We start from the raw sequence: 24,280 nt of genomic DNA, 5'->3' as shown, positions 1-24,280 counted from the left end.
CTGGCGGGAATCCGACATCAGCGTCCCGGGGCCCGGTGAGGTTCCGTTCCGGGAGCGGCGGGCGCCCTCACCGGGTGGGCGTCCCGGCGCCGGCGCGCCGGAAGGCGGCTGCCCACTCGGCGGTGTGCTGCAGCCCGCCGAACGTGTAGAAGTGCACCTTGACCACGCCGTGCCGCTCGGGGTCGTAGCGCTGGGCGAGCGCGTGCAGGAAGCGGTCGGGGCCGGTCGTGGCGACGAGGTTGGTGAGCGAGAAGCCGTACTTGCGGGCGACTGAGGCGCCGGTCGCGACGCCGAACCGGCTGGCGTAGCCGAGCAGCCGGCGCACCCCCGCCGGTCCGGGCACACCGATGCGGACGGGCAGGTGCACGCCGCGGGTGCGGGCGGCCTCCAGCCAGCGCAGGACGGGGTCGACGTCGAAGCCGAACTGGGTGACGACGTCACCGCCGAACCGGTGCGCTCCGATCACCGCCGCCTTGTCGGTGAGCGCCGACCACAGCACGCCGTCGGCTATCGCGGGGTGGCCCTCCGGGTAGCCGCTGATGCCGATGTGGCGGACGCCGTGCCGCTGGAGCAGGCCGGAGCGCAGGACGGCGAGCGCGTCCTCGTAAGGGCCCTCGGGGCGGGCGGGGTCGCCGCCGACGACGAAGACGTTCTCGGCGGTGCCGTCCTCGGCGAGCCCGCCGAGGAACTCCTGCAGCGCGGCGCGTGAGGGCAGCCGGCGTGCGGAGATGTGCGGTACGGGCACGAAACCGAGCCGTTTGACCGCACGGGCGGCCGCCAGGCGCATGCCGAGGTCCTCGCCGGCCAGGAAGGTGATGTTGATCCGGGTGCCCAGCGGAATGATCCCCCGCGCCTCCTCCAGCCGGGACACGTCCTTGCCGGTCATCTCCAGCGAGAAGTCGTCGAGCAGTGTGGCACCGACCGCCGGGCTGACGGTGAGACCGGAATTCATCGCGCTCCTCGTACGACGGCGTGCCTGACCTCGGCCGATGATGTCACGAGGGGATACGGGCGCACGGCCGGGGGGACGCTGGCGCCGACACGGGCAAGGGGCGTTCGCAGGACGGAGGGCCGAACGGGCCGGGGCCGCTCGGCCGGACGTCGGCGTCGGTGCCGACCGGGCGGTCGCGGCGGGGCCGACCGACGAGTTCGCGGGCGAGGGGACGACGGCTCGGTGCACGCCGGACCGGCCCGACGCACCCCCACCCGGCCCCGAAAACGACACCGCACACCCCGAACGCCGACGTCCCGCCGAGCGGCCACGACACCGGACACAACGGAACACCGACACGCAGGCGGCGGTCAGCCGGTCAGCGCCGGGACAGACCGACGCGGCCCCGGGAGCGCCTGCCGCCGGGCTCGACGTCGCCGGCGGTATCGGTCTCGCCGCCGGCGTCGGCGTTCGCGCCGGAAGCTACGGCGCCGGATTCAGCGGGTCGTCCAGCATGCCGGCCAAACGGTCCGCATCGGTGGTCGCGGCGAGGGCGGGGTCAAGTCCACCGGCGGCGGTCGTCAGCGCGGTCAGGGCCGGGACCAGGCCGACGCGTTCCGCTGTGGGCAGGCGTCCCACCAGGGCCCGGATCTCGGCTCGGCGATGGCTCAGCACCCGCTCCACCAGTTCCTCCCCGGCGGGGGTGAGCCGGAGGACGACCTCGCGCCGGTTGTCCGGGTTGACCCGCCGGTCGGTGAGGCCCTGGCCCTCCAGGCGCTCGGCCATGCGTAGTGCTGTGGACGACGTGACACCGAGCGTGGCGGCCATCGCGGCGAGTTTGATCGGGCCGCAGGTGTGCAGGGCGACCAGCGAGCGCAGCTGAGGCAGGGTCAGCGGCGCGTCGACGGAGGCGAGGGCACGGGCGGAAAGGGCGACGATCAGCCGGGAGGCGGCCATCACCGCCGCGGTGACCTGCTCGGCCTCCCGGTCCAGGGCCGCCTCCGACGCCGCGTCACCCGTCCCGCCGGAGGAGTCCGCCTGCCGGTCCCACGGCTCTCGCGGCGGCGACGGACCCGCTGCCGGGGTCCGCCGTGGACCGCTGTCCTGCTCGGCCATGCGCTCCTCGTTTCCCTCTCTCCTGCGTTCTTCTGTCCACGATTCGGACACATTTCCTCACCCAAGGTGACCATTGCAGAATGCAATGATATGCTTCGGAGCACCGGGCCGAGCGGGCGCGACCGGCTCCGGTACCGAAGGTGATGTCGATGAGTTCCGAGCCGATACGCGAAGCCTATTCCTTCGTGTGCCTGCGTCGCGGGCACGCCTGGGACGGCGTCCACGAGATCCGGCACGTCCGGACGCCCGAGGATGCCTGCGTGCCGAGTACCACGTGCGCGGCGGGTTCCGGGTGCCGTCCCCGCTCACGGTGAACACCTGCCGGGTGCACCGCGGGCACCGCGTACGCATCCTGCGCCCGGGACGCGTCGCCTCGGCCCGCACCGTACCCCGGTAAGGGCAGCCGCACCCGTCCGACCTTCCTTCTCCCCTTCCCGTCCCACGGGCAGCATCGCCCGTGACCACCGCCGCTCGGGCCGTCGCCCGCGCATGCCCCGGCCTGCGCACCCCGAACGCCCGGCGGCGCCCCGCCCCCTGCCGCCTCACGCGACCCGGAGCATCCATGCCCACGTCCGCCGGTCCCTCGGCCCCCGGCCACCATCGCCCCGCTCTCAAGATCCCGCACCTGGGCGACTTCCACGTACCCCCGCGGGTCGTCATGATCACGGCGCTGGCCGTTCCGGTCGGCGCCGTCGCCGCGCTCGTGGCCGCGGGGCTGCTGAAACTGATCGCGCTGATCACCAACCTCGCCTTCCTCGGCCGCCTCGGTTTCGGCTCCGCCGTGCCCGGGGACACCCCGCACCGCTGGCTGCTGGCCGTGATTCCGGTGGTGGGCGGACTGCTCATCGGCCTGATGGCCCGCTACGGCTCGGAGAAGATACGCGGCCACGGCATGCCCGAGGCGATCGAGTCGATCCTCGTCGGCGGCAGCCGCGTGCAGCCGCGGGTGGCCGTGCTGAAGCCCGCCTCGGCCGCGATTTCCATCGGCACCGGCGGGCCGTTCGGCGCGGAGGGCCCGATCATCATGACCGGCGGCGCCGTCGGCTCGCTGCTGGCCCAGTTCCTCAAGGTCACCACCGACGAGCGCAAGGCCCTGCTGGTGGCGGGGTCCGCCGCCGGCATGGCCGCGACCTTCAACGCGCCGCTCGCCTCCATCCTGCTCGCGGTCGAGCTGCTGCTCTTCGAGTGGCGGCCCCGCTCCTACCTCCCGGTGTCCGTCGCCGCCGTGACCGCCACCCTGGTGCGCGGCCCCCTGCTCGGCACCGACCCGCTCTTCGGCGGGGCGCACGTACCCGGCCACATCGGCCTGCCGGCGTACGGGCTCTGCCTGGTCGCGGGCGCCACGGCCGGACTGCTCGCGCTGGGCGCCACCGCGCTCGTCTACCTCTCCGAGGACCTGTTCTCCCGGCTGCGCGTCCACTGGATGTGGTGCCCCGCGATCGGCGGCGCGATCATCGGCGCGGGCGGCCTCCTGGAGCCGCGCGCCCTCGGCGTCGGGTACGGCGTCATCGGCGCGCTGCTGACCGGGCACGCCACCGTCGGGCTGATCGTCGGCATCCTCGTGGTGAAGACCCTGATCTGGGGCCTGTCGCTGGGCTCGGGCACCTCCGGCGGCGTGCTCGCCCCGATGTTCATGGTCGGTGGCGCGCTGGGTGCGGCGGAGGCCCTGGTCTTCCCGCACGTCAGCCCGGGATTCTGGGCCCTGGTGTCGCTCGCCGGGGTGCTCGGCGGGGTGATGCGCTCCCCGCTCACGGGCATCGTCTTCTGCCTGGAGCTCACCCATGAGATCAACGCCCTGATCCCGATGGTGATCACCGCGTCGGCGGCCTATCTGCTGTCGGTGGTGCTGCTCAAGCGGTCGGTACTCACCGAGAAACTGGCCCGGCGCGGTCTGCACCTCACCCGCGAGTACTCCGTCGACCCCCTGGAGGTCCACCTCGTACGGCAGTTGGAGACGCCCGCCGGGGTCACCTTCGCCGCCGGCCGCGCCGCCGGCGAGGTCACCGCCCTGCTGCGCGCCGCCCACGAGGCGGGCGATCCCGACGGGCTGCTCGCCCAGCGGCTGTACCCGGTGCTGGACGCGGACGGCGGGCTGACCGGCGTGGTCACGCGCGGCGCGCTGATCCACGCCGACCCCGCCGACACGACTCCACTCGGTGAACTGGCCCGCCCGGCGGTCGTCGCGCACCCCGACGAGACCCTGCGGGCGCTCGCCAACCGGATGGCGCAGCACGATGTCACCCGGCTGCTGGTGGTCACCCGCGACCCGCGGCCCCGCGTCGAGGGCATCCTCGGCCTGCGCCATCTGCTGACGGCGCGCCGCATCGACCTGCACGAGGAACACCACGCCGAACGCGTCCTCACCCTGCGCGCCAGGCGCGCCCCGGCCCCCGCCACGAGCTGAGGACGGGCACGACGACCGGCAAAAGAGGCAGCAACCATCGCAAAGAGGGAGAAAAACTCCCGTCTAAGCACCCTCAACAGCCCATGGTCGTCCGTCTCCGGAACGCGACCGGGCCCCAAGCTGGGTGAGCGCAGGACGCCCTGACGCCTGACCGCAGCGTCGTCCTCCGCACCGGCGGGGCCCCAACGGCACGGCCCCGCCGGGAGCGTCGGGCGCACGACACAATCGTGCGCTCCACGCACGGCGTGAACCGCACCGGCTCGTGCTCGTGAAAGGTGTACGTCACGGACGGCCGCTCGCCCGGGAGCCCCGGGAGACGGACCGCCCGTGGACCGGCCCGAGCACGAGCCGCACAGCTGTGGGCGCGTCGCTCGCGGTTATGGACCGATGACATGCACCCGGTTTGGCCCTGGTGACCGGACCACGATCGCGGAAGGGTGGGACTCCCGAACCCGAGGAGGTCCCCGACCATGCGATTCCGGCACGCGGACACCATCTGGGCCACGTTCCCCGCTCTGGCCTCCGGCGCGCTGTACGCCACCGGCGTCGACGACCGTGTGGACACCGGGCCGCGCGCCGCCGCGTACACCGCCCGCGCCCTGGCCCGCCTGACCGGCGCCACCGAGGGCGAGTTCCCCGAAGTGCTCGCCTGGCGGCGGACGTTCAGCCGGCTGGGAGTGAAGCCGACGCAGTACCGGTGTGCCGCGGAGTCGCTGCTGCGGCGGCTGCGGAAGGAAGGGGCGCTGCCCCGCATTCACCCGCTGGTCGACCTGTGCAACGCGCTGTCGGTGGCGTACGCCGTCCCGGTGGCGGTCCTCGACATCGACCGGATCGCCGGGCCGCTGCTGGAGGTGCGGGCCGCCGCCGGCGAGGAGACGTACACGGCGTTCGGCGGGGCCGTCGAGCGTCCCGCACCCGGCGAGGTCACCTTCGTCGACTCCGCGGGGCGCGCGCACGCCCGGCGCTGGACCCACCGGCAGAGCGGCCACTCGGCGGTCGGCGAGCACACCCGCCGGGTGCTGGTGGTGGCGGAGGCCATGCACGACGGCGGCGCGCAGATCGTCCCCGAGCTGCTGAAGGCGGTCGAGGAGGAGGTGGCGGCGCACTGGGGGGCCGTCACGCAGCAGGCCGTCCTCAGCCGGGCGGCTCCGGACTTCGTCTTCGGCGGCTGAGCGCCCGCGCATGACAGCATGACAACGGTGGACGAGAAGCGACAGGCACGGGGCGCCGCGCAGGAACTTTCGGGCCGCGGCTCGGACTTTCTGCAACTGGCGGCCGGTGATGTACCGCCCGGCGGGAAGGCCGAGTGGCTGGCGGACCGGCTGCGGCAGGCGATAGCGGACGGCCGCCTGGCCGTGGGCAGCCGGCTGCCGCCCACCCGGGTGCTGGCCGCCGAACTGCGTGTCTCCCGCGGAGTGATCACCGAGGCCTACCGCCGGCTCGCCGAGGACGGCCACCTGGAGGGCCGCCGCCGCGGGGGCACGGTCGTGGTGGCGGCACCGTTCGCTCCGGCAGGGGGTGCCGGCGGGGGCTCGGCGAGCGGGCCGGCCACGGGCGTACCGACGGCGAGGGCCCGTGCCGCCGGCGCCCGGTGGGACGGGCCGCCGAGGGACCCCGGGCACACCGCACCCGGCAGCACCCTCGGCCACGCGCCCCGGACCGGCTCCCCCGGCACGCAGGGCACGTGCACGCCGGGCGCCGCGCCGCTCGGAACGCCGGGCACGCGCGCGTCCCTGCCCACGCCGTCGGACGCATCCGGCACACGTGCACCTGCGCCGACGCCGCCCGGGACCGCAGGCACCCGCAAACCCCCGGCCACGCCACCGGACGCACACGGCGTCCGCACGCCCATGACCACCCCGGCCGGCATCCCGGGCACGCACACGCCCCGGACCACGCCGCCCCAGACACCGGCCACCCGAACGCCCACCATCACGCCACCCGGCGCCTCGCGCACCCGCAGGCCCCGGACCGTACCTGCGGATGCGTCGGATGCGCTGCGGTACGGCGGGGCGCCCGCCCCACCGGCGCCCCGTCCGTCCCGCCACCTCTCCCCCGCCGTCCCCGCCTCCCCTTTCCTGCACGCGCCGAGCGCCGACGTCTTCGACGTGCTGCGCAACGCGCCTGCCGGTGTGGACCTCACTCCCGGGCGGCCGGATCTCGCCGCGTTCCCGCGTACCGCCTGGCTGCGGGCCGAGCGGGCCGTGCTCGCGGAGCTGTCCGCCGAGCACTTCGGCTACGGCGATCCACGGGGCGCTCCCGCGCTGCGGCGGGCCGTCGCCGACTGGCTGGCGCGGATGCGGGGCGTGCGGGTCGAGCCGGACGACGTACTGATCGTCGCCGGCACCGCGCAGGCGCTCACGTTGCTGCACCAGGTGTTGCGGGCGGACGGCATCGACGCGGTCGCGGTGGAGGACCCGGGCTCGCTCGGCGGCCGTCAGCATCTGCGCACGGGCGGCCTGGACACCCCGCCGGTGCCGGTCGACGCGGACGGGGTGCGGGTGGACGCGTTGCGGGCGACCGGAGCCCGAGCGGTGCTGCTCACGCCGGCCCACCAGTTCCCGACCGGGGTGGTGACCAGCGGCGAGCGCCGGCGGGAGCTGCTGGGCTGGGCCGGGGACGGCGGGCTGATCCTGGAGGACGACTACGACGCCGAGCACCGGTACGACCGCCCGCCGGTCCCCGCGCTGCGGGCGCTGCTGGCAGACCGGGTGTGCTACATGGGAAGCGTGTCGAAGCTGCTCGCGCCGGCCCTGCGGATCGGCTGGCTGGTGGCCCCGCCCCGGTACCGCGAGGAACTGGTCGACGCCAAGCGGTTCAACGACCTGGGCAACGCGGTGCTGCCGCAGCTGGTGCTCGCCCGGCTGATGGAGTCCGGCGGCCTGGAGCGGCAGTTGCGGCTGTTGCGGCGCCGGCACCGTGACCGCCGTGACGCCATGATCGCCGCCCTCGCCGAGCATCTGCCCGGCGGCACCGTGCACGGCGCTGCAGCGGGGCTGCATCTGACGGTCACGTACACCGCCGACGTGCCCGACACGGAGGTCGCCGCCGTCGCGCTGGGCCGGGGCGTGAAGTGCCAGCCGCTGTCCTGGCACCGGCAGTTGCCCGGCCCGCCCGGTCTCGTCCTCGGCTACGCGGCCACCGCGCCGGGAGCCATCGCGGAGGGCGTGGCGCTGCTCGGCCGGGTCCTGGGCGAACTGTCCTGACGGCCCGGCACCGACCGACCGCCTTTGATTTCAGCCGACTTGGCGGGCGAACGCGTCGTACGCCCGCTGGTCGAAGAGGACGAAGCGCACTTCCTCGACCGCCGTGTCCGCGCCGCGCACCGTCTCCACGGCGATCCGGGCCGCGTCGTCCATCGGCCACCGGTACACGCCGGTGGAGACGGCCGGGAAGGCGATGGTGCGGGCGCCGAGTTCGTCGGCCACCCGCAGGGACTCGCGGTAGCAGGAGGCGAGCAGGTCGGAGCGGTCCTCGCTCCGGCTGTGGACCGGGCCCACCGTGTGGATCACCCAGCGGGCGTCGAGATCGCCGGCCGTCGTGGCCACCGCCTGTCCGGTGGGCAGGCCCTTGCCGTACCGGGAGGCGCGCAGGGCGCGGCACTCCTCCAGAACAGCGGGGCCGCCGCGCCGGTGGATCGCGCCGTCGACGCCACCGCCACCGAGGAGGGAGGAGTTGGCGGCGTTGACGATCGCGTCGGCGCTCTGCCGGGTGATGTCTCCCTGGACGAGGGTGATGGTGGTCATGACTGCCTCAGTCTTCGCCAGACGGCCTTGGCCGCGTTGTGCCCCGACATGCCGTGCACGCCGGGCCCCGGCGGGGTGGCCGAGGAGCAGATGAAGACGGCCGGATGCGGGGTGTGGTACGGGAACAGGGACAGTCTGGGGCGCAGCAGCAGCTGGAGTCCGGACGCCGCGCCGCAGGCGATGTCCCCGCCGACGTAGTTGGCGTTGTGGGCGGCCAGTTCGGCGGGCCCGGCGACGGCGCGGGCGAGGACGCGGTCCCGGAAGCCGGGGGCGAAGCGCTCCAGTTGGCGTTCCATGGCGTCGGTGAGATCGCCGGACCAGCCGTTCGGGACATGGCCGTAGGCCCAGAAGACCTGCTTGCCCTCGGGGGCTCGGGTGGGGTCGACGATGCTCGGCTGCACGGTGATCAGAAACGGTCTGTCGGGGGCGCGGCCCTCACGGGAGGCGGCGCGCAGGGCGGTGGAGATCTCGGCCTTGCTCGCGCCGATCTGCACGGTCGTGGCGGCGCGGGCCTCGGGCGCGGTCCAGGGCACCGGGCCGTCCAGCGCGTAGTCGATCTTGAAGACGCTCGGGCCGTAGCGGTAGTGCGCGTAGGTGTCGCCGAAGCCGGCGATGCGGGCGAGTGCGGTGGGCGAGGTGTCGAACACGTACGCCCGGGCGGGCGGCAGGTCGTCCAGGCGCTTGACCTCGTAGTCGGTGTGCACGGCGCCGCCGAGGTCCTTCAGGTACCCGGCGAGGGCGTCGGAGATCGCCTGGGAGCCGCCGCGGGGCACCGGCCAGCCGCGGGCGTGCGCGGACAGGGCGAAGACCAGGCCGATGGCGCCGGTGGCCAGGCCGCCGAGCGGTGCGATCACATGCGCGACCAGACCGGCGAACAGGCCTTTGGCGCGCTCGTCCTTGAAGCGGCGCAGCAGCCAGGTGGACGGCGGCAGCCCGGCCAGGCCGAACCGGGCGAGGGTGACGGGGTCGCGCGGGAGCGCGGTCAGCGGCAGGGACATGAAGTCCCGCACGAGGGTGTCCCAGCGAGGGAGGAACGGCTCGACCAGTCTGCGGTACGCGCCCGCGTCGCGCGGGCCGAAGGAGGCGGCCGTCCGTGCCACCGAGCGGGACAGCACGGCCGCGGTGCCGTCGGGGAAGGGGTGCGCCATCGGCAGTTCGGAGTGCAGCCACTGCAGGCCGTAGCGGTCGAGGGGAAGGGCGCGGAACGCCGGTGAATTGATGCCCAGAGGGTGAGCGGCCGAGCACGGGTCGTGCCGGAAACCGGGCAGGGTCAGCTCCTCGGTGCGGGCGCCGCCGCCGACGGTGGACCTCGCCTCGAACAGCGCGACGGAGAAGCCGCGGCGGGCCAGCTCCACGGCAGCGGTCAGTCCGTTCGGTCCCGCACCCACCACGACCGCATCGAGCATCGACGGCACCTTCGGACCCCTTCGTCAGCCGATGGCCACTCAGGGTCAGGATATGCCGGAGGACTGACACCGCCCGGGCTGGGTGGCCGGGGACCCGGCGGCCGGGGGCCGGTGGGACGCAGCGGGCGCCCCGGCACGGCACGGCCGCGCAGGGCCTCTGACCGTCCGGCCACGGCGCGCCGGGGCCGTCAGGACGCCGTGCGCAGCAGGTCGGCCACGCGGCGGGCGGTCCTCGCGTCCCGGGCCGCGGTGAACGGCAGGGCGTTGCCGCCGGTCACGCGGAACGGCTCGCCGGCGCGGGTGAGGTGCGCGCCGCCCGCCTCCTCGACCAGGAGCAGGCCGGCCGCGTGGTCCCAGGCCGCCTCCCACGAGAACGCGACGGCGTCCAACTCGCCCCGGGCGATGGCCAGATACTCCAGGCCCGCCGAACCGCAGGGCCGCGGGGCGAGGCCGTCGGTCCACAGGACGCTCAGCGCCCGCTTCTCCTCGTCGGTGGTGTAGTCCGGGTGGGACGTGGCGACGGCGAGGTCCCGGCCGGGCTCGGGTGAGCCCGCGCGCAGCCGCTCTCCGTCGAGGAAGGCGCCCCGGCCGCGGATCGCGGTGGCGAACCTGTCGCGCGCCGCGGCATACGTCCAGGAGGCGAGGACGACGCCCCGGTGGGCGAGCGCGACCAGGGTGCAGAACCCGTCGTCGCCGTGCACGAACTGGCGGGTGCCGTCGACCGGGTCGACGATCCACACGGGTGCCTCGTCCTGGAGCGCCGCGTAGGTGGCCGGGTCGGCGTGCACCGCCTCCTCGCCGACCACGACCGAGCCGGGCAGCAGGGTGCCGAGGTCCTCGGTGAGCCGCAGCTCGGCGAGCCGGTCGGCGTCCGTCACCAGGTCGTGGGGGCCGTTCTTCTGGTCCACCTCGTGCGCGGCGAGGCGGCGGAAGCGGGGCAGGATCTCGGCCGCTGCGGCCCTGCGGACCGCTTCCTCCACGTGGGCCGAACAGCGGGTGAGAAACTCGTCGATGGTTTCCGTCGTTGCTTCGATCATGTCCCTATGAGAGCACGTCCCGCTGACAATCCCCGCCCGTCCGGTGCACACCGGGTGGAATCGGCATGAAGAACGGGTGCCGGAGACCGGTCAGCGGCCCACCGCGTACCCCTGCATTCCGCGCGGGTTCGCCGCGGCCGACAGGACGCCGGTCCGCGGATCCCGTGCCACCGCGCACAGCCGCCCCTCCGACCAGGCGGGGCCGAGGGTGACGTCGTGCCCGCGCCGCCGCAGCTCCTCGACCACCTCGGTGTCCATGCGCGACTCCACGGTGACGCTTCCGGGGCGGCGGCCGCGCGGGTGGAAGGAGCTGGGGAAGCTGTCGTTGTGCCAGCTCGGGGCGTCGATCGCGCCCTGCAGGTCCAGGCCGCCGCGGACCGGGGAGCGCAGGGCGGCGGCGAGGAAGAAGTGCAGCTGCCACTGGTCCTGCTGGTCGCCGCCGGGCGTGCCGAACGCCAGGACCGGCACGCCGCCCCGCAGCGCGAGGGACGGGGTGAGGGTGGTGCGGGGGCGGCGGCCCGGGGTGAGGGAGTTCGGCAGGCCCTCCTCCAGCCAGGTCATCTGCAGCCGGGTGCCCAGCGGAAAGCCGAGTTCGGGCACGACCGGGTTGGACTGCAGCCAGCCGCCGCTGGGCGTGGCCGCGATCATGTTGCCCCAGCGGTCGACGACGTCCAGGTGGCAGGTGTCGCCGCGGGTCGTGCCATCGGTGGCCACGTGCGGCTCGCCGGGGATCTCCGCGACCGTCGGTTCGCCCGCGCCCATGGGGTCGAAGGCCCGGTCACCGCTCTCCACGCGCGCGTACGCCTGCGCGGGCAGTCGCGGGACGCGCCCGCCGGGGCTGCCGGGCCGCAGCTCCCAGGAGGCCTTGGCGTCCACCAGGGCCCGCCGGCCGGCGTTGTAGTCGTCCGAGAGCAGCTCGGCCACCGGGACCTCGACGGCGTCGCCGTACCAGGCCTCGCGGTCGGCCATGGCGAGCTTGCAGCCCTCGATGAGCAGGTGGACGTACTCGGCGGAGCCGTGGGCGGGCAGCTCGTGCGGGAGCAGGGCAAGTTGCTGGAGGAGGGCGGGGCCCTGGCTCCAGGGGCCGGCCTTGCACACGGTCCAGCCGTTCCAGTCGTACGTCACCGGGGTCTCGTAGCCCGCCGACCAGTCGGCGAGGTCGGCCTCGGTGAGGGTGCCGGAGTGTCGTTCGCCGCTGGTGTCCATGGTGGACCGTCGGGACTGCCGTACCAGGGCCTCCGCGATGAAGCCGCGGCGCCACACCTCGCGCGCGGCGTCGATCCGCGCCTCCCGGTCCCCGGCGCCGGCGGTCTCGGCCAGCAGCCGCTTCCAGGTCGCGGCGAGAGCGGGGTTGCGGAACAGCTCGCCCGGCCGGGGCGCCCGGCCGCCGGGCAGATGGACCTCCGCCGACGAGGTCCACTCGGTCTCGAACAGCTTCCGTACCGTCTCCACGGTGGCACCGAGCTTCTCCACGGGCGGGTGCCCGTGCTCGGCGTATCCGACGGCGTACTTCAGGACGTCGTCCAGGGACCTGGTGCCGTGGTCGCGCAGGAGCAGCAGCCAGGCGTCGAAGGCGCCGGGCACGGCGGCCGCGAGCGGTCCGGTGCCGGGTACGAGGTCCAGTCCGAGGCCGCGGTAGTGGGCGACCGTGGCGCCGGCCGGGGCCACGCCCTGCCCGCACAGCACGCGTACCGCGCCGCCCGCCGGTGCGAGCAGGATCGGCACCTCGCCGGCCGGCCCGTTCAGGTGCGGCTCCACCACGTGCAGCACGAACGCGCCGGCCACCGCCGCGTCGAAGGCGTTGCCGCCGTCCTCCAGGACCGCCATCGCCGACTGGGAGGCCAGCCAGTGGGTGGAGGACACCATGCCGAAGGTGCCCTGCAGGGTGGGCCGGGTGGTGAACACGGGCGCCTCCTCGGCTGGGGTACGTCGTCCGGGTGATCGTACGAGCGCGATCACCGCCGGGGAACACGGCGACGGCCCGCGCCGTTGATCCCGTGCGGGAGGGCGGCAGGAACGGAGACCCAGGCAGTGCACGGTGAGTACAAGGTGCCCGGCGGCAAGCTCGTCGTCGTGGACGTGGACGTCGAGGACGGCGTGCTGCGGCACGTGCGCGTGGCGGGCGACTTCTTCCTGGAACCGGACGAGGCACTGGACGCGGTGAACCGCGCACTGGAGGGCGCCCCGGCGGACGCCGACGCCACGGGGCTGGCCACGCGGATCGAGGCGGCCCTGCCCGCGGGCACGGTCATGTACGGGCTGACGGCGGAGGGCGTGGGGATCGCGGTGCGCCGGGCCCTCGCGCACGCCACCGACTGGACCGACTACGACTGGCAGCTGATCCACGAGGGCCCGCAGCCGCCCGCGCTGCACATGGCGCTGGACGAGGTGCTGACCGCCGAGGTCGCCGCGGGCCGCAGACCGCCGACGCTGCGGGTGTGGGAGTGGGGCGCGCCTGCGGTGGTCATCGGCAGCTTCCAGTCGCTGCGCAACGAGGTGGACCCGGAGGGCGCCGCGCGGCACGGCATCGAGGTGGTGCGGCGGATCTCCGGCGGCGGCGCGATGTTCGTGGAGCCCGGCAACACCGTCACCTACTCCCTGTCAGTGCCCGAGTCCCTGGTGCAGGGCCTGTCCTTCCAGGACAGCTACGCCTATCTGGACGACTGGGTGCTGGGCGCCCTCGGCGACATGGGCATCCGGGCCTGGTACCAGCCGCTGAACGACATCGCGACCGACCAGGGCAAGATCGCGGGCGCGGCGCAGAAGCGGGTCGTCGGCCCCGGCGGTGGTCCGGGCGCCGTCCTGCACCACGTGACCATGTCGTACGACATCGACGCCGACAAGATGACCGAGGTGCTGCGCATCGGACGGGAGAAGCTGTCCGACAAGGGGACGACGTCCGCGAAGAAGCGGGTCGATCCGCTGCGCCGGCAGACCGGGCTGCCGCGTGAGGCGGTCATCGACCGGATGATCGCCTCGTTCCGCACGCGGTACGGCCTGGTGCAGGGGAAGGTCACGGACGAGGAGCTGGCGCGGGCGCGGGAGTTGGCGCAAACCAAGTTCGGCGCGTCGGACTGGACGGCGCGGGTTCCGTAGCCGCGGGTCCCTCGGGGTCCTGTTCAGCATTGGGTCAAGGGTTGCCCTGCCGTCCGTCAAGCAGCTGTATGGGTTCCGTGCACACCCGGCAACAGGTCCCGACATGGCTGGATTCGCCCTCTTGCCCGGTGGCTACGGTGGTCGGGCCCGATCGGCCACGTTGACGCACGGGGAAGAAGGTGACGGCGATGGGGGCGCCGATTCGATCACGTCTGCTGGATTTCGCTGAGCCCGGTCCGCCCGGGACGGACCTCCCGCAGCGGACTCCACAGCCGCCCCGCTCGGCGCTGCGGGACTTCGCGGAGGCCGCGCCGCCGCCACGAGCGGCCACGGACGCCCGGCCCGGCCCCAGGCCCGGGATCCCCGCGTACCACACGCCGGTGTGCGTGCCGGCGCATCCGCGGTCCGTCGCCGGTACGGGCTCGGACGGCCGCCCCGCGCGCGTGCCCTTCATCGTCCTCGAACTCTTCCGGCACCCCGAACACGGCACCGTGGCCTTTGCGTTCACCTCGCCGGCCAGGCTGGTGGAGGCGCTCGGCGAGGCACAGCCGTGGATCGCCGCCTCCCTGGGCCCGCTGGCGGAGGGCGTGCGGGAGCAGGGCGTCACGGTCCTGCTGGACCCCCGGGTCGCGCCCGGAGAACCCAACTGGCGGCCCGAGGACCTGGCCGCGTACGCGCTGGAGGTGCGCCGGTGAGCGACTTCAAGGCGGTCTACGACGACCTCGCCGCCATGACGAAGACCTTCCACGCGCAGGCCGACGACTACCGCGGACTGCGCCCCGACGTGGCACCGCCCGTGGTCAGCGGGGGCGACCCGGGCCTGGACTCGGCCATCAAGGAGGTCGCGGACCTCATCATCGCCCTGCACACCGGCATGGCCGACCGGCTGGACGACCACGGGGACAAGGTCGCGTACGCGCGGGACTCCTTCCACCGCCATGACGTGGACGTGCACGGCGTCTTCGAGGACCTGATGGGATGAGAGCCGATGGGTGACAGCTGGGTCGGCGGCGACATCGGCGGACTGCGCACGATGGCCGAGACGTACAAGAACGCCAAGGACAAACTCGACGGCGTGGTCAAGCCGCTCAGCGGCGCGGTCGACAAACTGGTCGGCGACGCGGGCTGGAAGGGCGAGGCGGCCGAGAGCTTCCGCGCCAAGTGGAGCGAGGACGCGCTGACGGCCGGCGGCTTCGCCGAACTGGTGCACGCGGCGGGCGAGATCCTCGAGACCCTCGCGAACGCGCTGTCCACGTGCGAGGCGTCCCTGCAGAACGCGCAGCACGTCGCGGCCGGCAAGGGAGTCTCCACGGACGCCAAGGGGGCGACGCTGCCGATCATGACGGCGAATCCCCCGAGCGCGGACGACCAGAAGACCATCTCCGCGATGAACGACTACGCCAAGGCGCGTGACGAGATCCTGCACACCGCGCAGCACGCGCGGCTGGTGGCGGCGAAGGATCTGCAGAGTCTGTACGACCAGGTGGCGAAGGGCGATGCGACGTCCACCGGGGACAAGGTCACCATCGCCGACTATCTGCGCGGCCTGTACGCGTACGACGCCGAGGACGCCCGGGCGGGCGGCATCGAGGCCCGCAAGCACATCGACGCGGCCAAGGCCGAGGCGCAGGCCGCCAAGAAGGAGATGCGGGCGGAGCGCAAGGCGTACCAGAAGGCGGGAAAGGCGCTGCCGAAGGACCTGCCCGCCAAGAGCGCCTACCGCGACGCGGTCACCAAGGTCGACTCGCTGGAGCAGGACCTCGCGCGGGCCGACCACGGCAGCACCGCGTTGCCCTACGACCGCGCCCTCAACGTGAAACTGGCCGACGCCGCGGACGCGTTGCGCATGGGGGAGGGCCTGGAGAAGGTCCCGGACTTCCTCAAGGAGGTGCCGGTGCTGGACGTCGCCGCGGCGGGTGCGTGCGGGCTGCTGGAGGCGTCCGACGACCATGACAAGGGCTGGTCCTGGCAGCACTCCATCGCGGTCGACGGCGGCGCGAACATCGCGGGCCTGGCGGCCGGCACCGCCGTCACGGCGGGTCTCGTCGCGCTCGCTCCGGTCGATGTGCCCGTCGCCGTGGTGGCCGGGGTCGGCGGTGGCATCGTGATCGGCGCGACCGGCATCATCGACCACTCCTTCCACGAGCACTGGAGCGAGGACATCCACGACCACGGAGTGGTCGGCGGCATTCTCCACGGCTCGGGTCACGTCCTGTCCGAGACCGGGGACGACTTCGTGCGACTGAAAGACGACGTGTGGCATGGCATCAAGAGCATCTTCTGAGGGCGCGGCTTCCACGGCCCCCGTCCGGATTCCCGCGGTGCAGGGACTCGGCACCACCTGGTACGAGCGCGGCCCGCGCTACTGGCTGCGCCGGTGCCTGACCGCCGTGCTGTGGCTCGCGGTGCTGGCCTTCTGCTGCTACATCGCGCTCGTCCTGTACGGCAGCTTCCGCAGCGAACTGCCGTCGGGCGTCCGTATGGTGTGGGACTGGGCGCAGGTCGTGGCGTCCGTCGGAGCGCTGGTGTGGGGGTGGCTGGTGCAGCGCCGGGACCATCGCAGGAAGCTCCTCGACCCGCCCGCCCCGGACGAGTTCCGTGCCGCCAAGCGTGACCAGAGCCGCCGTACCCCCGGTCTGGTCGTCGCCGGCCGTGTCCTCTGGCTGGTCGCGGCGCCCGTCGTCCCCGCGCTGGCCGCCTGGGTCGTCGGCTGGAGCGTCGCCATGCTCACCGTCCGCGAGTACCCGAGCGAAGTCGGCGCCCGCCACTGGCTGGAGGGGCAAAGCGGACAGAAGGGGGCGTCGTGAGCGTGGTGCCGTAACCGGCCGCGCACGCTGCGAGTTTCCGCTTCCGCCCCACAGGGAGTCGTGTGACACTGGCGTACCACGTCCACCTGCGGGCCCCTTCCGCACCCCCTCCCCCACGAGAAGTGCGCCGTGCGATCCCTTCCCCTGCCGCTCGCCCTCACCGCGCGGATCTCGCCGGTCGCGGTCCTCGCCTGTGCCGGCTGGGCGCTGACGTCCGGCCCGGCCGCGTCGTCGACGTCCGCCGGGCACCAGTCGGTCCAGAGTTCGTCCGGCCGGTCCTCGTCCTCCTCCTCGTCCTCCGGTCCGTCGTCCGCGGCGGCGGCGAAGGCGTACAGCACCGCGCCGTCGCCCTGCACCAGCGTGCCCGCGGCGACCGTCAAGTCCCTCGTGCCCGGGGCGAAGACGGACGGCAAGGAGATCCCGTCCACGGACGCCAAGCTGCGCCGCACCTGCTCCTGGAACGCGCTGCACGGGTACAGCTACCGCTGGCTCGACGTGTCGTTCGAGATCAGCGACTCGCAGCAGGAGGCGACACAGGAGTACCAGCAGCGCGTGAAGGAGAAGAGCGGCGGCGGGGACGTGCCGGGACTCGGGAACAGCGCCTACTCCGTCGTCAACCTCACCACGGAGGACAAGCAGCAGACCCGCGAGGGTGTCGTCGTGGTGCGGGTGTCCAACGCCCTGGTCGTCGTCACGTACAACGGAAGCGACTTCGACACCAAGAAGGCGCCCGGCACGGACGAGATCAACAAGGGCGCCATCCAGGCGGCGCGCGCCGCGGTGGGCGCGCTCGGAGGCGGGCAGTCGCAGGCCGGCTGACCACCCGCCCCCGGTGCCCTCAGACCGCGGCCCGCCGGGAGCCGGTCAGCAGGGTGAGCGCCAGGTACAGCACCAGGGAGGTGCCGAGGCCCACCGCCCAGCCGTAGTCGGCGAGGGAGGACAGGGCGGGGACGGGGCGGCCGTCGATCAGCGGCTTGAAGCTGGCGCCGCCGATCGCGAGGACGCCGCCCGCGAGGAAGGCCACGACCGCCCGCCAGTTCCAGCCGGCCGTGTACCAGTAACGGCCGCCGGTGCGGTAGAGGTCGGCAAGGTGCAGCCGGGTGCGGCGCAGCAGCCAGTAGTCGGCGACGAGGATGCCCGCGACCGTGCCGAGCAGGCCGCCGACCAGGCCGAGCCAGGTGAAGATGTAGCCCTGGGGATCGGAGTACAGCTTCCACGGGAAGATCAGCACCGCGAGGACGGCGGTGATCAGGGCGCCGGCGCGGAAACTCACCTTCCGCGGCGCCACGTTGGAGAAGTCGAATGCCGGCGAGACCAGGTTGGCCGCGATGTTCACGGACAGCGTCGCGACGAGGACGGTCACCAGCGCGTAGAGGAGGCCCACCACGTTGTCCGTCTTGGCGGCGAGCTGCACCGGGTCCCACACCGGCTCGCCGTACACCGCCTGGGAGCCGGAGGTGACCAGGACGGACAGGAAGGCGAACAGGGTCATGGTGGTGGGCAGGCCGAGGGCCTGGCCCCAGGTCTGCGCCTTCTGGCTCCTGCCGTAACGGGTGAAGTCCGGGATGTTCAGCGACAGGGTGGACCAGAAACCGATCATGCCCATCAGGGACGGCCAGAAGAGCTTCCAGAAGCCCTGGCCCCAGCCGAGCTTCGACGGCTGGTCGAACAGTGGACCGACCCCGCCCGCCTTGCTGCTCATCCACCACAGCATCACGAACGCGCCGACGAGGACGAAGGGCGCGGCCCAGTTCTCGAAGCGGCGGATGGTCTCCATGCCCCGGTAGATGACGGCGACCTGGATCGCCCAGAAGATCGCGAAGGACAGCCACATGGTCCAGGCGTAGCCACCGATGTGCGCCGCGTTCGACCAGCTGTCGCCGATGAGTTTCCCGGCGAGGAAGTAGATGGCCTCGCCGCCGATCCAGGTCTGGATCCCGAACCAGCCGCACGCCACCAACGCCCGTACGACCGCGGGCAGGTTGGCGCCGCGCACGCCGAAGGAGGCACGGGCGAAGACCGGGAAGGGAATGCCGTACTTGGGGCCGGCGTGCCCGGTCAGCAGCATCGGCACCAGCACGACGAGGTTGGCGAGGCCGATGGTGAACACGGCCTGTTTCCAGTCCATGCCGACGGCGATCAGGCCCGAGGCCAGCGTCCAGGAGGCCGTGTTGTGGGCCATGCCGACCCACAGGGCGGAGAAGTTGTACGTGGTCCAGGTGCGCTTTTCGGCCGGGACCGGGAGGAGGTCCTCGTTGGCGTACGGACCAGTGGGCGGCGGGGTGCCAGGTGCGAGTTCCACGCGCCCGTCGGGCAGGGTGACCTGGTCGGACAGGGGTATGGCCGTGGGAGCGGTGTCGGTCATGGGCTGGCCAATCGGGTGAGAGGGACCGGGGGTTGCCGTGCGGGCACCAGCCCCCTCCCCGGGGAGGAACGGCGGGGAGGGGAGACCAAGAGGGGCGTGGGGGGCTCGTGGACCGGGCAGGGACTCAGGCGTTGACGGCGGGGATCACCGTCGCGCCGTAGGCGTCGATGGTGGCCTCCTGCGCGTCGTGCATGTCGTACACCGCGAACTGGTCGACGCCCAGCGCGCGCAGTGCGGTCAGCTTCTCGATGTGCTTCTCGGCCGGTCCGATGACGCAGAACCGGTCGACGATCTCGTCGGGCACGAACCGGGTGTCCGGGTTGCCGCTGCGCCCGTGGTGGGCGTAGTCGTAGCCCTGCCGTGCCTTGATGTAGGCGGTGAGTGCGTCGGGGACCTCGGCGGAGCGCTCACCGTACTTGGCGACCAGGTCGGCCACGTGGTTGCCGACCATGCCGCCGAACCAGCGGCACTGCTCACGGGCGTGGGCGAGGGCCCCGGGCGAGTCGTCCTCGGTGACGTACGCCGGAGCCGCCACGCAGATCGTCACCTCCGCGGGGTCGCGGCCGACGGCGACGGCCGCGTCCTTGACGGCCTTCACCATGTACTCGGTCAGATACAGGTCGGACAGCTGGAGGATGAACCCGTCGGCCTCCTCGCCGGTCATCTTCAGCGCCTTCGGGCCGTACGCGGCCATCCAGACGGGCAGTCGGGCGCCCGGCCTGACCCACGGGAACTTCACGACCGTGCCGCCGCCGAGGTCGGCGGACTCGCCGCCGGCGAGCGCCCGGACGACCTTCATGGCCTCGCTGATGCGCGCGAGGGTGTTGGGTTTGCGGCCCGCGACCCGCATCGCGGAGTCGCCGCGGCCGATGCCGCAGACGGTGCGGTTGCCGAACATGTCGTTGAGAGTGGCGAAGGTGGAGGCGGTGACCTCCCAGGTGCGGGTGCCCGGGTTGGTGACCATCGGGCCGACCTTCAGTTTCGTGGTGTTCGCGAGGATCTGGCTGTAGATCACGAACGGCTCCTGCCAGAGCACGGCGGAGTCGAACGTCCAGCCGTACGTGAACCCGTTGCGCTCGGCCCGTTTCATCAGGCTGATGACGCGGGAGGCCGGCGGGTCGGTCTGCAGGACGAGTCCGAAGTCCATGGGCGCTGCTCCTAGTTGAGGTATTGACAGGTGGAGCGCGGGGTGAAGACGCCGTGGCCGGCGTGCCCGGTGTACTCCCGCTCGGTGATGACGGGTTCGCCGCGCGAGAGGACGGTCTCGACCCGGCCGGTGGTGCGCTTGCCCTCGTAGGCCGAGTAGTCGACGTTCATGTGGTGGGTCCCGGCCGACATGACCTGCTCGGCGTGCGGGTCGTAGATCACGATGTCGGCGTCGGCGCCCGGCGCGATGGTGCCCTTCTTCGGGTAGAGGCCGAACATCCGGGCCGGGGTGGCGCAGGCGATCTCGATCCAGCGGCGGCGGGAGATGTGCCCGTCGACGACGGCCTGGTGGAGCAGGTCCATGCGGTTCTCCACGCCCGGCAGGCCGTTGGGGATCTTGGAGAAGTCGCCGCGGCCCAGTTCCTTCTGGCCGGTGAAACAGAACGGGCAGTGGTCGGTGGAGACGACCTGCAGGTCGTTCGTCCTGAGCCCCTGCCACAGCTTGGCCTGGTGTTCACGCGGCCTCAGGGGCGTGCTGCACACGTACTTCGCGCCCTCGAAGTCCGGCTCGGCGAGGTTGTCGGTGGACAGGAACAGGTACTGCGGGCAGGTCTCGCCGAAGACGTTCAGCCCCTCGTCGCGGGCCCGCGCCAGCTCTGCCACGGCTTCCATCGCCGAGACGTGGACGACGTACAGGGGGGCACCGGCGACCTGGGCGAGCCGGATGGCGCGGTGGGTGGCCTCGGCCTCCAGGAGGGCCTTGCGGACCTCGCCGTGGTACCGCGGGTCGGTCTCGCCCCGGGCGAGGGCCTGCTCGACCAGGACGTCGATGGCGATGCCGTTCTCGGCGTGCATCATGATCAGCCCGCCGTTCTCGGCGGCACGCTGCATGGCGCGCAGGATCTGCCCGTCGTCCGAGTAGAAGACGCCCGGGTAGGCCATGAACTGCTTGAAGGACGTGACGCCCTCTTCGACCAGCAGGTCCATCTCCTTGAGCGTCTCCTGGTTCACGTCGGAGACGATCATGTGGAAGGCGTAGTCGATCGCGCAGTTGCCCTCGGCCTTGGCGTGCCAGGCGTCCAGGCCCTCGCGCAGGGTCCCGCCGACGCTCTGGACGGCGAAGTCCACGATCGTGGTCGTACCGCCCCAGGCGGCGGCGCGGGTGCCGGTCTCGAAGGTGTCGGCGGCGGTGGTGCCGCCGAACGGCATCTCCATGTGCGTGTGGCCGTCGACGCCGCCCGGGATCACGTACTTCCCGGTGGCGTCGATGACCCTGTGTGCGGTGAACGCCTCCGCGGCCGGGGTGCCGGAGGCGGCGAGGGCGGCGACACGGCCGTCCTCGACCAGGACGTCGGCGTGGGTCTCGTCGGACGCGGTGATGACGAGACCGCCGCGGATGATTGTTCGGCCGGTCATGGGGTCCTCTCCTTCGTGGTCCGCTGCGGGTCGTCGGTTGTCGCCACCGCCGGCGCGGCGGTAGCCGCATGGCGAGCACGGTCCCGCGCCCTTTCGGGGCGCGCGGGCGCAGTGCGTCCTTCTACGGCGCCGTCAGAGGGCCGTACGCCCCCGGCGCCCGGTCCCGGTAGAACTGCCAGCGGTCGCGGACCTCGCGGAGTTTCGCCAGGTCCAGATCGCGGACGACCAGTTCGGTCTCCTTGTCGCTCGCGACCTCGCCGACGAACTGGGCCTCCGGGTCCACGAAGTACGTCGTGCCGTAGAAGTCGTTGTCGCCCAGGTCCTCCACGCCGACCCGGTTGATCGCGCCGACGAAGTACTCGTTGGCGACGGCCGCCGCCGGCTGCTCCAGCTGCCACAGGTAGCGGGACAGGCCGCGCGAGGTGGCCGAGGGGTTGAAGACGATCTCGGCTCCGGCGAGGCCCAGCGCCCGCCAGCCCTCGGGAAAGTGCCGGTCGTAGCAGATGTACACGCCGATCCGGCCGACGGCCGTGTCGAAGACGGGCCAGCCGCCGTTGCCGGGGCGGAAGTAGAACTTCTCCCAGAAGCCCTGCACCTGGGGGATGTGGGTCTTGCGGTACTTGCCGAGGTAGGAGCCGTCCGCGTCGATCACGGCCGCGGTGTTGTACAGGACCCCCGGCTGCTCCTCCTCGTACATCGGCAGGACCAGGACGATGCCCAGTTCGCGGGCGAGGGACTGGAAGCGCCGGACGGTCGGGCCCTCGGGAATCCGTTCGGCGTACTCGTAGAAGGCCTTGTCCTGGACCTGGCAGAAGTAGGGGCCGTAGAACAGCTCCTGGAAGCACAGGACCTGGGCGCCCTGCGCGGCCGCGTCGCGGGCCGCCTGCTCGTGGACCTGGATCATGGATTCCTTGTCGCCCGTCCACGCAGTCTGGAACAGGGCGGCTCGGATCACTCGGCTCATCGGGACCTCCGGTAGCTCGGTGTGCCGTGAGCGTAGAAAGCCCGCGAGGGCCGGTTGAGTGGCAGCGTGTCACGTCTGCGGGCCATCGGCGTGTCACCGTGTCACGTGTGCGTAGTTCCATGTTTCACCGCCGTTTTCCCAGGTCGTCGCATGTTTCATCGCCGTTGCGCGTCGTGCGCGAGGAGCGCGATGTGCACGGAGGCCGCCTGTTCGAAGTCGTCCAGGTCGACGCCGAGCCGGGCCTGTATGGCCTCCAGGCGGCGGTAGAGGGCGGGCCGGGAGACATGGTGGAGCTGGGCGGTGCGTGACTTGTTGCGGCCGGTGGCGAGGTAGGTGCGCAGGACGTTCAGCAGCTCGGGCTCCGCCTCGCCCAGCAGCCCGTCCAGTTCCCGTTCGGCGAAGGACTGCACGTGCGGGTCGTCGCGCAGCAGCCGGACCAGCCCGCGCAGGTGCACGTCCTTCAGGCGGACCACGGCCGGGAGGTCGAGGACGGCCGGGGAGTCGGCGACGGCGTCGGCGACGTGGCGGGCCTCGCGCAGGCCGGCGGGCACGTCGTCCCAGGCGGTACGGGGGTCGCTGGCCGTGACCACGACCCGTGCCCCGGAGCGCAGGCGGGCCGCGAAGTGGGCGGTGAGCGCCTCGGCGTCCTGGTCGCGCGGGAGGCTGAGCAGTACGGCGGCCCGGCCGTCGGCGAGTTCGGCGACCAGCCCGGCGAGCCCCAGCAGCCGCAGGACGCGGTCGAGTTCGTCGGGGGTGCGGCCGAGGACGACGAGCGGGACGAAGGTGCGCCGGTTGACCGGCAGCCCGGCCGCCCGCGCCCGGGGCAGCAACTGCCGGGCCGGTACGGCGCCGGAGACCAGGTCGGTCAGCAGGCTCTGCGCGGACTCCTCCTCCCAGGAGTGCGCGGAGCCGCCGCCGAGCATGCGGTGCAGCACCAGGGCCTCGGCGGCCCGGTCGGCGAGCAGCCGGCCGGTGGCCGCGTCACCCCGGTAGCCGCACAGCAGCAGCCGGCCCCACCGCTCCCCGCGCCCGCCCAGCTCGGCCCGGATCCAGCCGTCGTCCGCCCGGGCCGAGGCCTGCCGGGCGATCCGCTCCCAGTCGCGCAGCACGTCGTCCACCGCGGACCGCTCCCCCGCCGTGGCGAGGACGCGGTGGGCGAGGTTGGTGAGGACGACCGGGCAGCCGCCGTGCCGGGCGACGTCGTCGAGCAGGCGTTGCAGGGGGGCGCCCGCGGTGATCAGGGCGGTGAGTTCGGTGCGTACGGTCTCCGAGAGGCTGACCGCGGCGAACTTCCGCCGCACCAGCCGGGACTGGACCTCCTCGGTCAGCTCGGCGAACGGGAAGGGCCGGTGCAGGACGACCATGGGCAGCCCGCACCGCTCGGCGGCCCGGCGCATCACCTCGGGCGGCGCCGGGAAGGCCCGCCCGAGGCCGAGCACGACGGCGGAGGCCTCCGCCCGGTGCAGCGACTGGATGTATTCGGCCTGCTTGGCCTCGTCGCCGGTCAGCAGCACGCCGGTGGTGAGCACCATCTCGCCGCCGCTGAGCATCACCCCGACGTCGGCGGCCTCGGCGACGTGCACCCAGCGCACCGGCCGGTCGAGCTGTCCGGCGCCGGCCACCACCTCGGGTTCCCCGGCGAGAACCCTTTCCAGGGTGAGCACCTGGCGGACGGAGAGGGCGGGTTCCCAGCCGTACCGGGACTCCAGGGTGGTGGTCATGGCCGTACCGCCTTCTCTAGTGCCGCGGCAGGCAACGTTTGCCCGTCAAGGAGCGGCGTCCGGTGCGTGCTCTCGGCGTGCCGGGTACAAGCCCTCGTACTGGATGTACGTGGGTTTGTGCCCGG

General features: G+C 73.0%; 20 protein-coding genes. 9 read left to right on the top strand and 11 right to left on the bottom strand.

Annotation, left to right across the window (positions count from 1 at the left end):
* Nucleotides 1–67: 67 nt before the first annotated feature.
* Nucleotides 68–952 (bottom strand): methylenetetrahydrofolate reductase, encoded by an 885-nt coding sequence (locus AC5WRT_RS22075; RefSeq protein ID WP_496095200.1) that lies wholly within the window; start codon nt 950–952, stop codon nt 68–70.
* Nucleotides 953–1,414: 462 nt separating this feature from the next.
* On the bottom strand, nt 1,415–2,047 hold the full coding sequence (locus AC5WRT_RS22070; protein ID WP_496095199.1) for a MarR family winged helix-turn-helix transcriptional regulator: 633 nt from the start codon (nt 2,045–2,047) through the stop codon (nt 1,415–1,417).
* A 562-nt stretch (nt 2,048–2,609) separates the two neighbouring features.
* Between AC5WRT_RS22070 and AC5WRT_RS22065 the strand changes: the two genes are divergently transcribed.
* The 3 genes from AC5WRT_RS22065 to AC5WRT_RS22055 all read left to right on the top strand — a co-directional run bounded on the left by AC5WRT_RS22065 (nt 2,610) and on the right by AC5WRT_RS22055 (nt 7,657).
* On the top strand, nt 2,610–4,451 hold the full coding sequence (locus AC5WRT_RS22065; RefSeq protein WP_496095198.1) for a chloride channel protein: 1,842 nt from the start codon (nt 2,610–2,612) through the stop codon (nt 4,449–4,451).
* 470 nt (nt 4,452–4,921) lie between these two features.
* Entirely contained in the window at nt 4,922–5,623 is a 702-nt protein-coding gene (locus AC5WRT_RS22060; protein ID WP_496095197.1) for a B3/B4 domain-containing protein, read from the top strand.
* A gap of 27 nt (nt 5,624–5,650) precedes the next feature.
* Nucleotides 5,651–7,657 (top strand): aminotransferase-like domain-containing protein, encoded by a 2,007-nt coding sequence (locus AC5WRT_RS22055; protein WP_496100528.1) that lies wholly within the window; start codon nt 5,651–5,653, stop codon nt 7,655–7,657.
* Between the two features lie 30 nt (nt 7,658–7,687).
* On the opposite strand, the gene AC5WRT_RS22050 is transcribed toward AC5WRT_RS22055, so the two are convergent.
* The 4 genes from AC5WRT_RS22050 to AC5WRT_RS22035 form a co-directional block, all read right to left on the bottom strand.
* A complete protein-coding gene (locus tag AC5WRT_RS22050) occupies nt 7,688–8,197 on the bottom strand; it encodes an O-acetyl-ADP-ribose deacetylase (protein WP_496095195.1) in 510 nt (169 codons plus the stop codon).
* Nucleotides 8,194–9,612 (bottom strand): phytoene desaturase family protein, encoded by a 1,419-nt coding sequence (locus tag AC5WRT_RS22045; RefSeq protein WP_496095194.1) that lies wholly within the window; start codon nt 9,610–9,612, stop codon nt 8,194–8,196. The genes AC5WRT_RS22050 and AC5WRT_RS22045 overlap by 4 nt, the downstream gene beginning before the upstream one ends.
* A 179-nt stretch (nt 9,613–9,791) precedes the next feature.
* Nucleotides 9,792–10,640: an inositol monophosphatase family protein gene (locus AC5WRT_RS22040; protein ID WP_496095193.1), complete on the bottom strand. Its 849-nt coding sequence runs from the start codon at nt 10,638–10,640 to the stop codon at nt 9,792–9,794.
* Between the two features lie 90 nt (nt 10,641–10,730).
* Nucleotides 10,731–12,545, bottom strand: coding sequence for a gamma-glutamyltransferase family protein (locus tag AC5WRT_RS22035; protein ID WP_496095192.1), 1,815 nt, complete (start codon nt 12,543–12,545; stop codon nt 10,731–10,733).
* Nucleotides 12,546–12,671: 126 nt separating this feature from the next.
* On the opposite strand from AC5WRT_RS22035, the gene lplAB reads away from it, so the two are divergent.
* The 6 genes from lplAB (at nt 12,672) to AC5WRT_RS22005 (ending at nt 17,362) form a co-directional block, all read left to right on the top strand.
* The gene (lplAB, locus tag AC5WRT_RS22030) at nt 12,672–13,736 is read left to right on the top strand and encodes a lipoate-protein ligase LplAB (RefSeq protein WP_496095191.1); all 1,065 of its coding nucleotides are present in this window, start codon (nt 12,672–12,674) and stop codon (nt 13,734–13,736) included.
* A 188-nt stretch (nt 13,737–13,924) separates the two neighbouring features.
* A complete protein-coding gene (locus AC5WRT_RS22025; RefSeq protein WP_496095190.1) occupies nt 13,925–14,431 on the top strand; it encodes an SAV_915 family protein in 507 nt (168 codons plus the stop codon).
* The gene (locus AC5WRT_RS22020; RefSeq protein WP_496095189.1) at nt 14,428–14,718 is read left to right on the top strand and encodes a DUF6317 family protein; all 291 of its coding nucleotides are present in this window, start codon (nt 14,428–14,430) and stop codon (nt 14,716–14,718) included. Before AC5WRT_RS22025 ends, AC5WRT_RS22020 begins: the two co-directional genes overlap by 4 nt.
* A 6-nt stretch (nt 14,719–14,724) precedes the next feature.
* Entirely contained in the window at nt 14,725–16,020 is a 1,296-nt protein-coding gene (locus AC5WRT_RS22015) for a WXG100 family type VII secretion target (protein WP_496095188.1), read from the top strand.
* 37 nt (nt 16,021–16,057) lie between these two features.
* Nucleotides 16,058–16,543, top strand: a complete 486-nt coding sequence (locus AC5WRT_RS22010; RefSeq protein WP_496095187.1) for a hypothetical protein — start codon at nt 16,058–16,060, stop codon at nt 16,541–16,543.
* 129 nt (nt 16,544–16,672) lie between these two features.
* Entirely contained in the window at nt 16,673–17,362 is a 690-nt protein-coding gene (locus tag AC5WRT_RS22005) for a hypothetical protein (RefSeq protein WP_496095186.1), read from the top strand.
* A 19-nt stretch (nt 17,363–17,381) separates the two neighbouring features.
* Here AC5WRT_RS22005 and AC5WRT_RS22000 read toward each other — a convergent pair whose 3' ends face one another.
* The 5 genes from AC5WRT_RS22000 to AC5WRT_RS21980 form a co-directional block, all read right to left on the bottom strand.
* Nucleotides 17,382–18,908, bottom strand: a complete 1,527-nt coding sequence (locus AC5WRT_RS22000) for an NCS1 family nucleobase:cation symporter-1 (RefSeq protein WP_496095185.1) — start codon at nt 18,906–18,908, stop codon at nt 17,382–17,384.
* A 124-nt stretch (nt 18,909–19,032) separates the two neighbouring features.
* Nucleotides 19,033–20,055: a TIGR03842 family LLM class F420-dependent oxidoreductase gene (locus tag AC5WRT_RS21995; protein ID WP_496095184.1), complete on the bottom strand. Its 1,023-nt coding sequence runs from the start codon at nt 20,053–20,055 to the stop codon at nt 19,033–19,035.
* An 11-nt stretch (nt 20,056–20,066) separates the two neighbouring features.
* Nucleotides 20,067–21,470, bottom strand: a complete 1,404-nt coding sequence (gene hydA, locus AC5WRT_RS21990; RefSeq protein ID WP_496095183.1) for a dihydropyrimidinase — start codon at nt 21,468–21,470, stop codon at nt 20,067–20,069.
* 121 nt (nt 21,471–21,591) lie between these two features.
* On the bottom strand, nt 21,592–22,434 hold the full coding sequence (locus tag AC5WRT_RS21985; RefSeq protein WP_496095182.1) for a nitrilase-related carbon-nitrogen hydrolase: 843 nt from the start codon (nt 22,432–22,434) through the stop codon (nt 21,592–21,594).
* Between the two features lie 155 nt (nt 22,435–22,589).
* Nucleotides 22,590–24,155, bottom strand: coding sequence for a PucR family transcriptional regulator (locus AC5WRT_RS21980; RefSeq protein WP_496095181.1), 1,566 nt, complete (start codon nt 24,153–24,155; stop codon nt 22,590–22,592).
* Between the last annotated feature and the right edge of the window lie 125 nt (nt 24,156–24,280).

This window comes from Streptomyces sp. NTD91, assembly GCF_059510455.1.
This window is presented reverse-complemented; position numbering and strand designations above follow the sequence as displayed.

Excerpts from the sequence above, each read along its gene's own strand:
- AC5WRT_RS21985 (WP_496095182.1), bottom strand. The coding sequence starts at position 22,434 with ATGAGCCGAGTGATCCGAGCCGCCCTGTTCCAGACTGCGTGGACGGGC.
- AC5WRT_RS21980 (WP_496095181.1), bottom strand. The coding sequence starts at position 24,155 with ATGACCACCACCCTGGAGTCCCGGTACGGCTGGGAACCCGCCCTCTCC.
- AC5WRT_RS21995 (WP_496095184.1), bottom strand. The coding sequence starts at position 20,055 with ATGGACTTCGGACTCGTCCTGCAGACCGACCCGCCGGCCTCCCGCGTC.
- AC5WRT_RS22025 (WP_496095190.1), top strand. The coding sequence starts at position 13,925 with ATGGGGGCGCCGATTCGATCACGTCTGCTGGATTTCGCTGAGCCCGGT.
- AC5WRT_RS22065 (WP_496095198.1), top strand. The coding sequence starts at position 2,610 with ATGCCCACGTCCGCCGGTCCCTCGGCCCCCGGCCACCATCGCCCCGCT.
- hydA (WP_496095183.1), bottom strand. The coding sequence starts at position 21,470 with ATGACCGGCCGAACAATCATCCGCGGCGGTCTCGTCATCACCGCGTCC.
- AC5WRT_RS22070 (WP_496095199.1), bottom strand. The coding sequence starts at position 2,047 with ATGGCCGAGCAGGACAGCGGTCCACGGCGGACCCCGGCAGCGGGTCCG.
- AC5WRT_RS22000 (WP_496095185.1), bottom strand. The coding sequence starts at position 18,908 with ATGACCGACACCGCTCCCACGGCCATACCCCTGTCCGACCAGGTCACC.
- AC5WRT_RS22050 (WP_496095195.1), bottom strand. The coding sequence starts at position 8,197 with ATGACCACCATCACCCTCGTCCAGGGAGACATCACCCGGCAGAGCGCC.
- AC5WRT_RS22075 (WP_496095200.1), bottom strand. The coding sequence starts at position 952 with ATGAATTCCGGTCTCACCGTCAGCCCGGCGGTCGGTGCCACACTGCTC.
- AC5WRT_RS22040 (WP_496095193.1), bottom strand. The coding sequence starts at position 10,640 with ATGATCGAAGCAACGACGGAAACCATCGACGAGTTTCTCACCCGCTGT.
- AC5WRT_RS22060 (WP_496095197.1), top strand. The coding sequence starts at position 4,922 with ATGCGATTCCGGCACGCGGACACCATCTGGGCCACGTTCCCCGCTCTG.
- AC5WRT_RS22015 (WP_496095188.1), top strand. The coding sequence starts at position 14,725 with ATGGGTGACAGCTGGGTCGGCGGCGACATCGGCGGACTGCGCACGATG.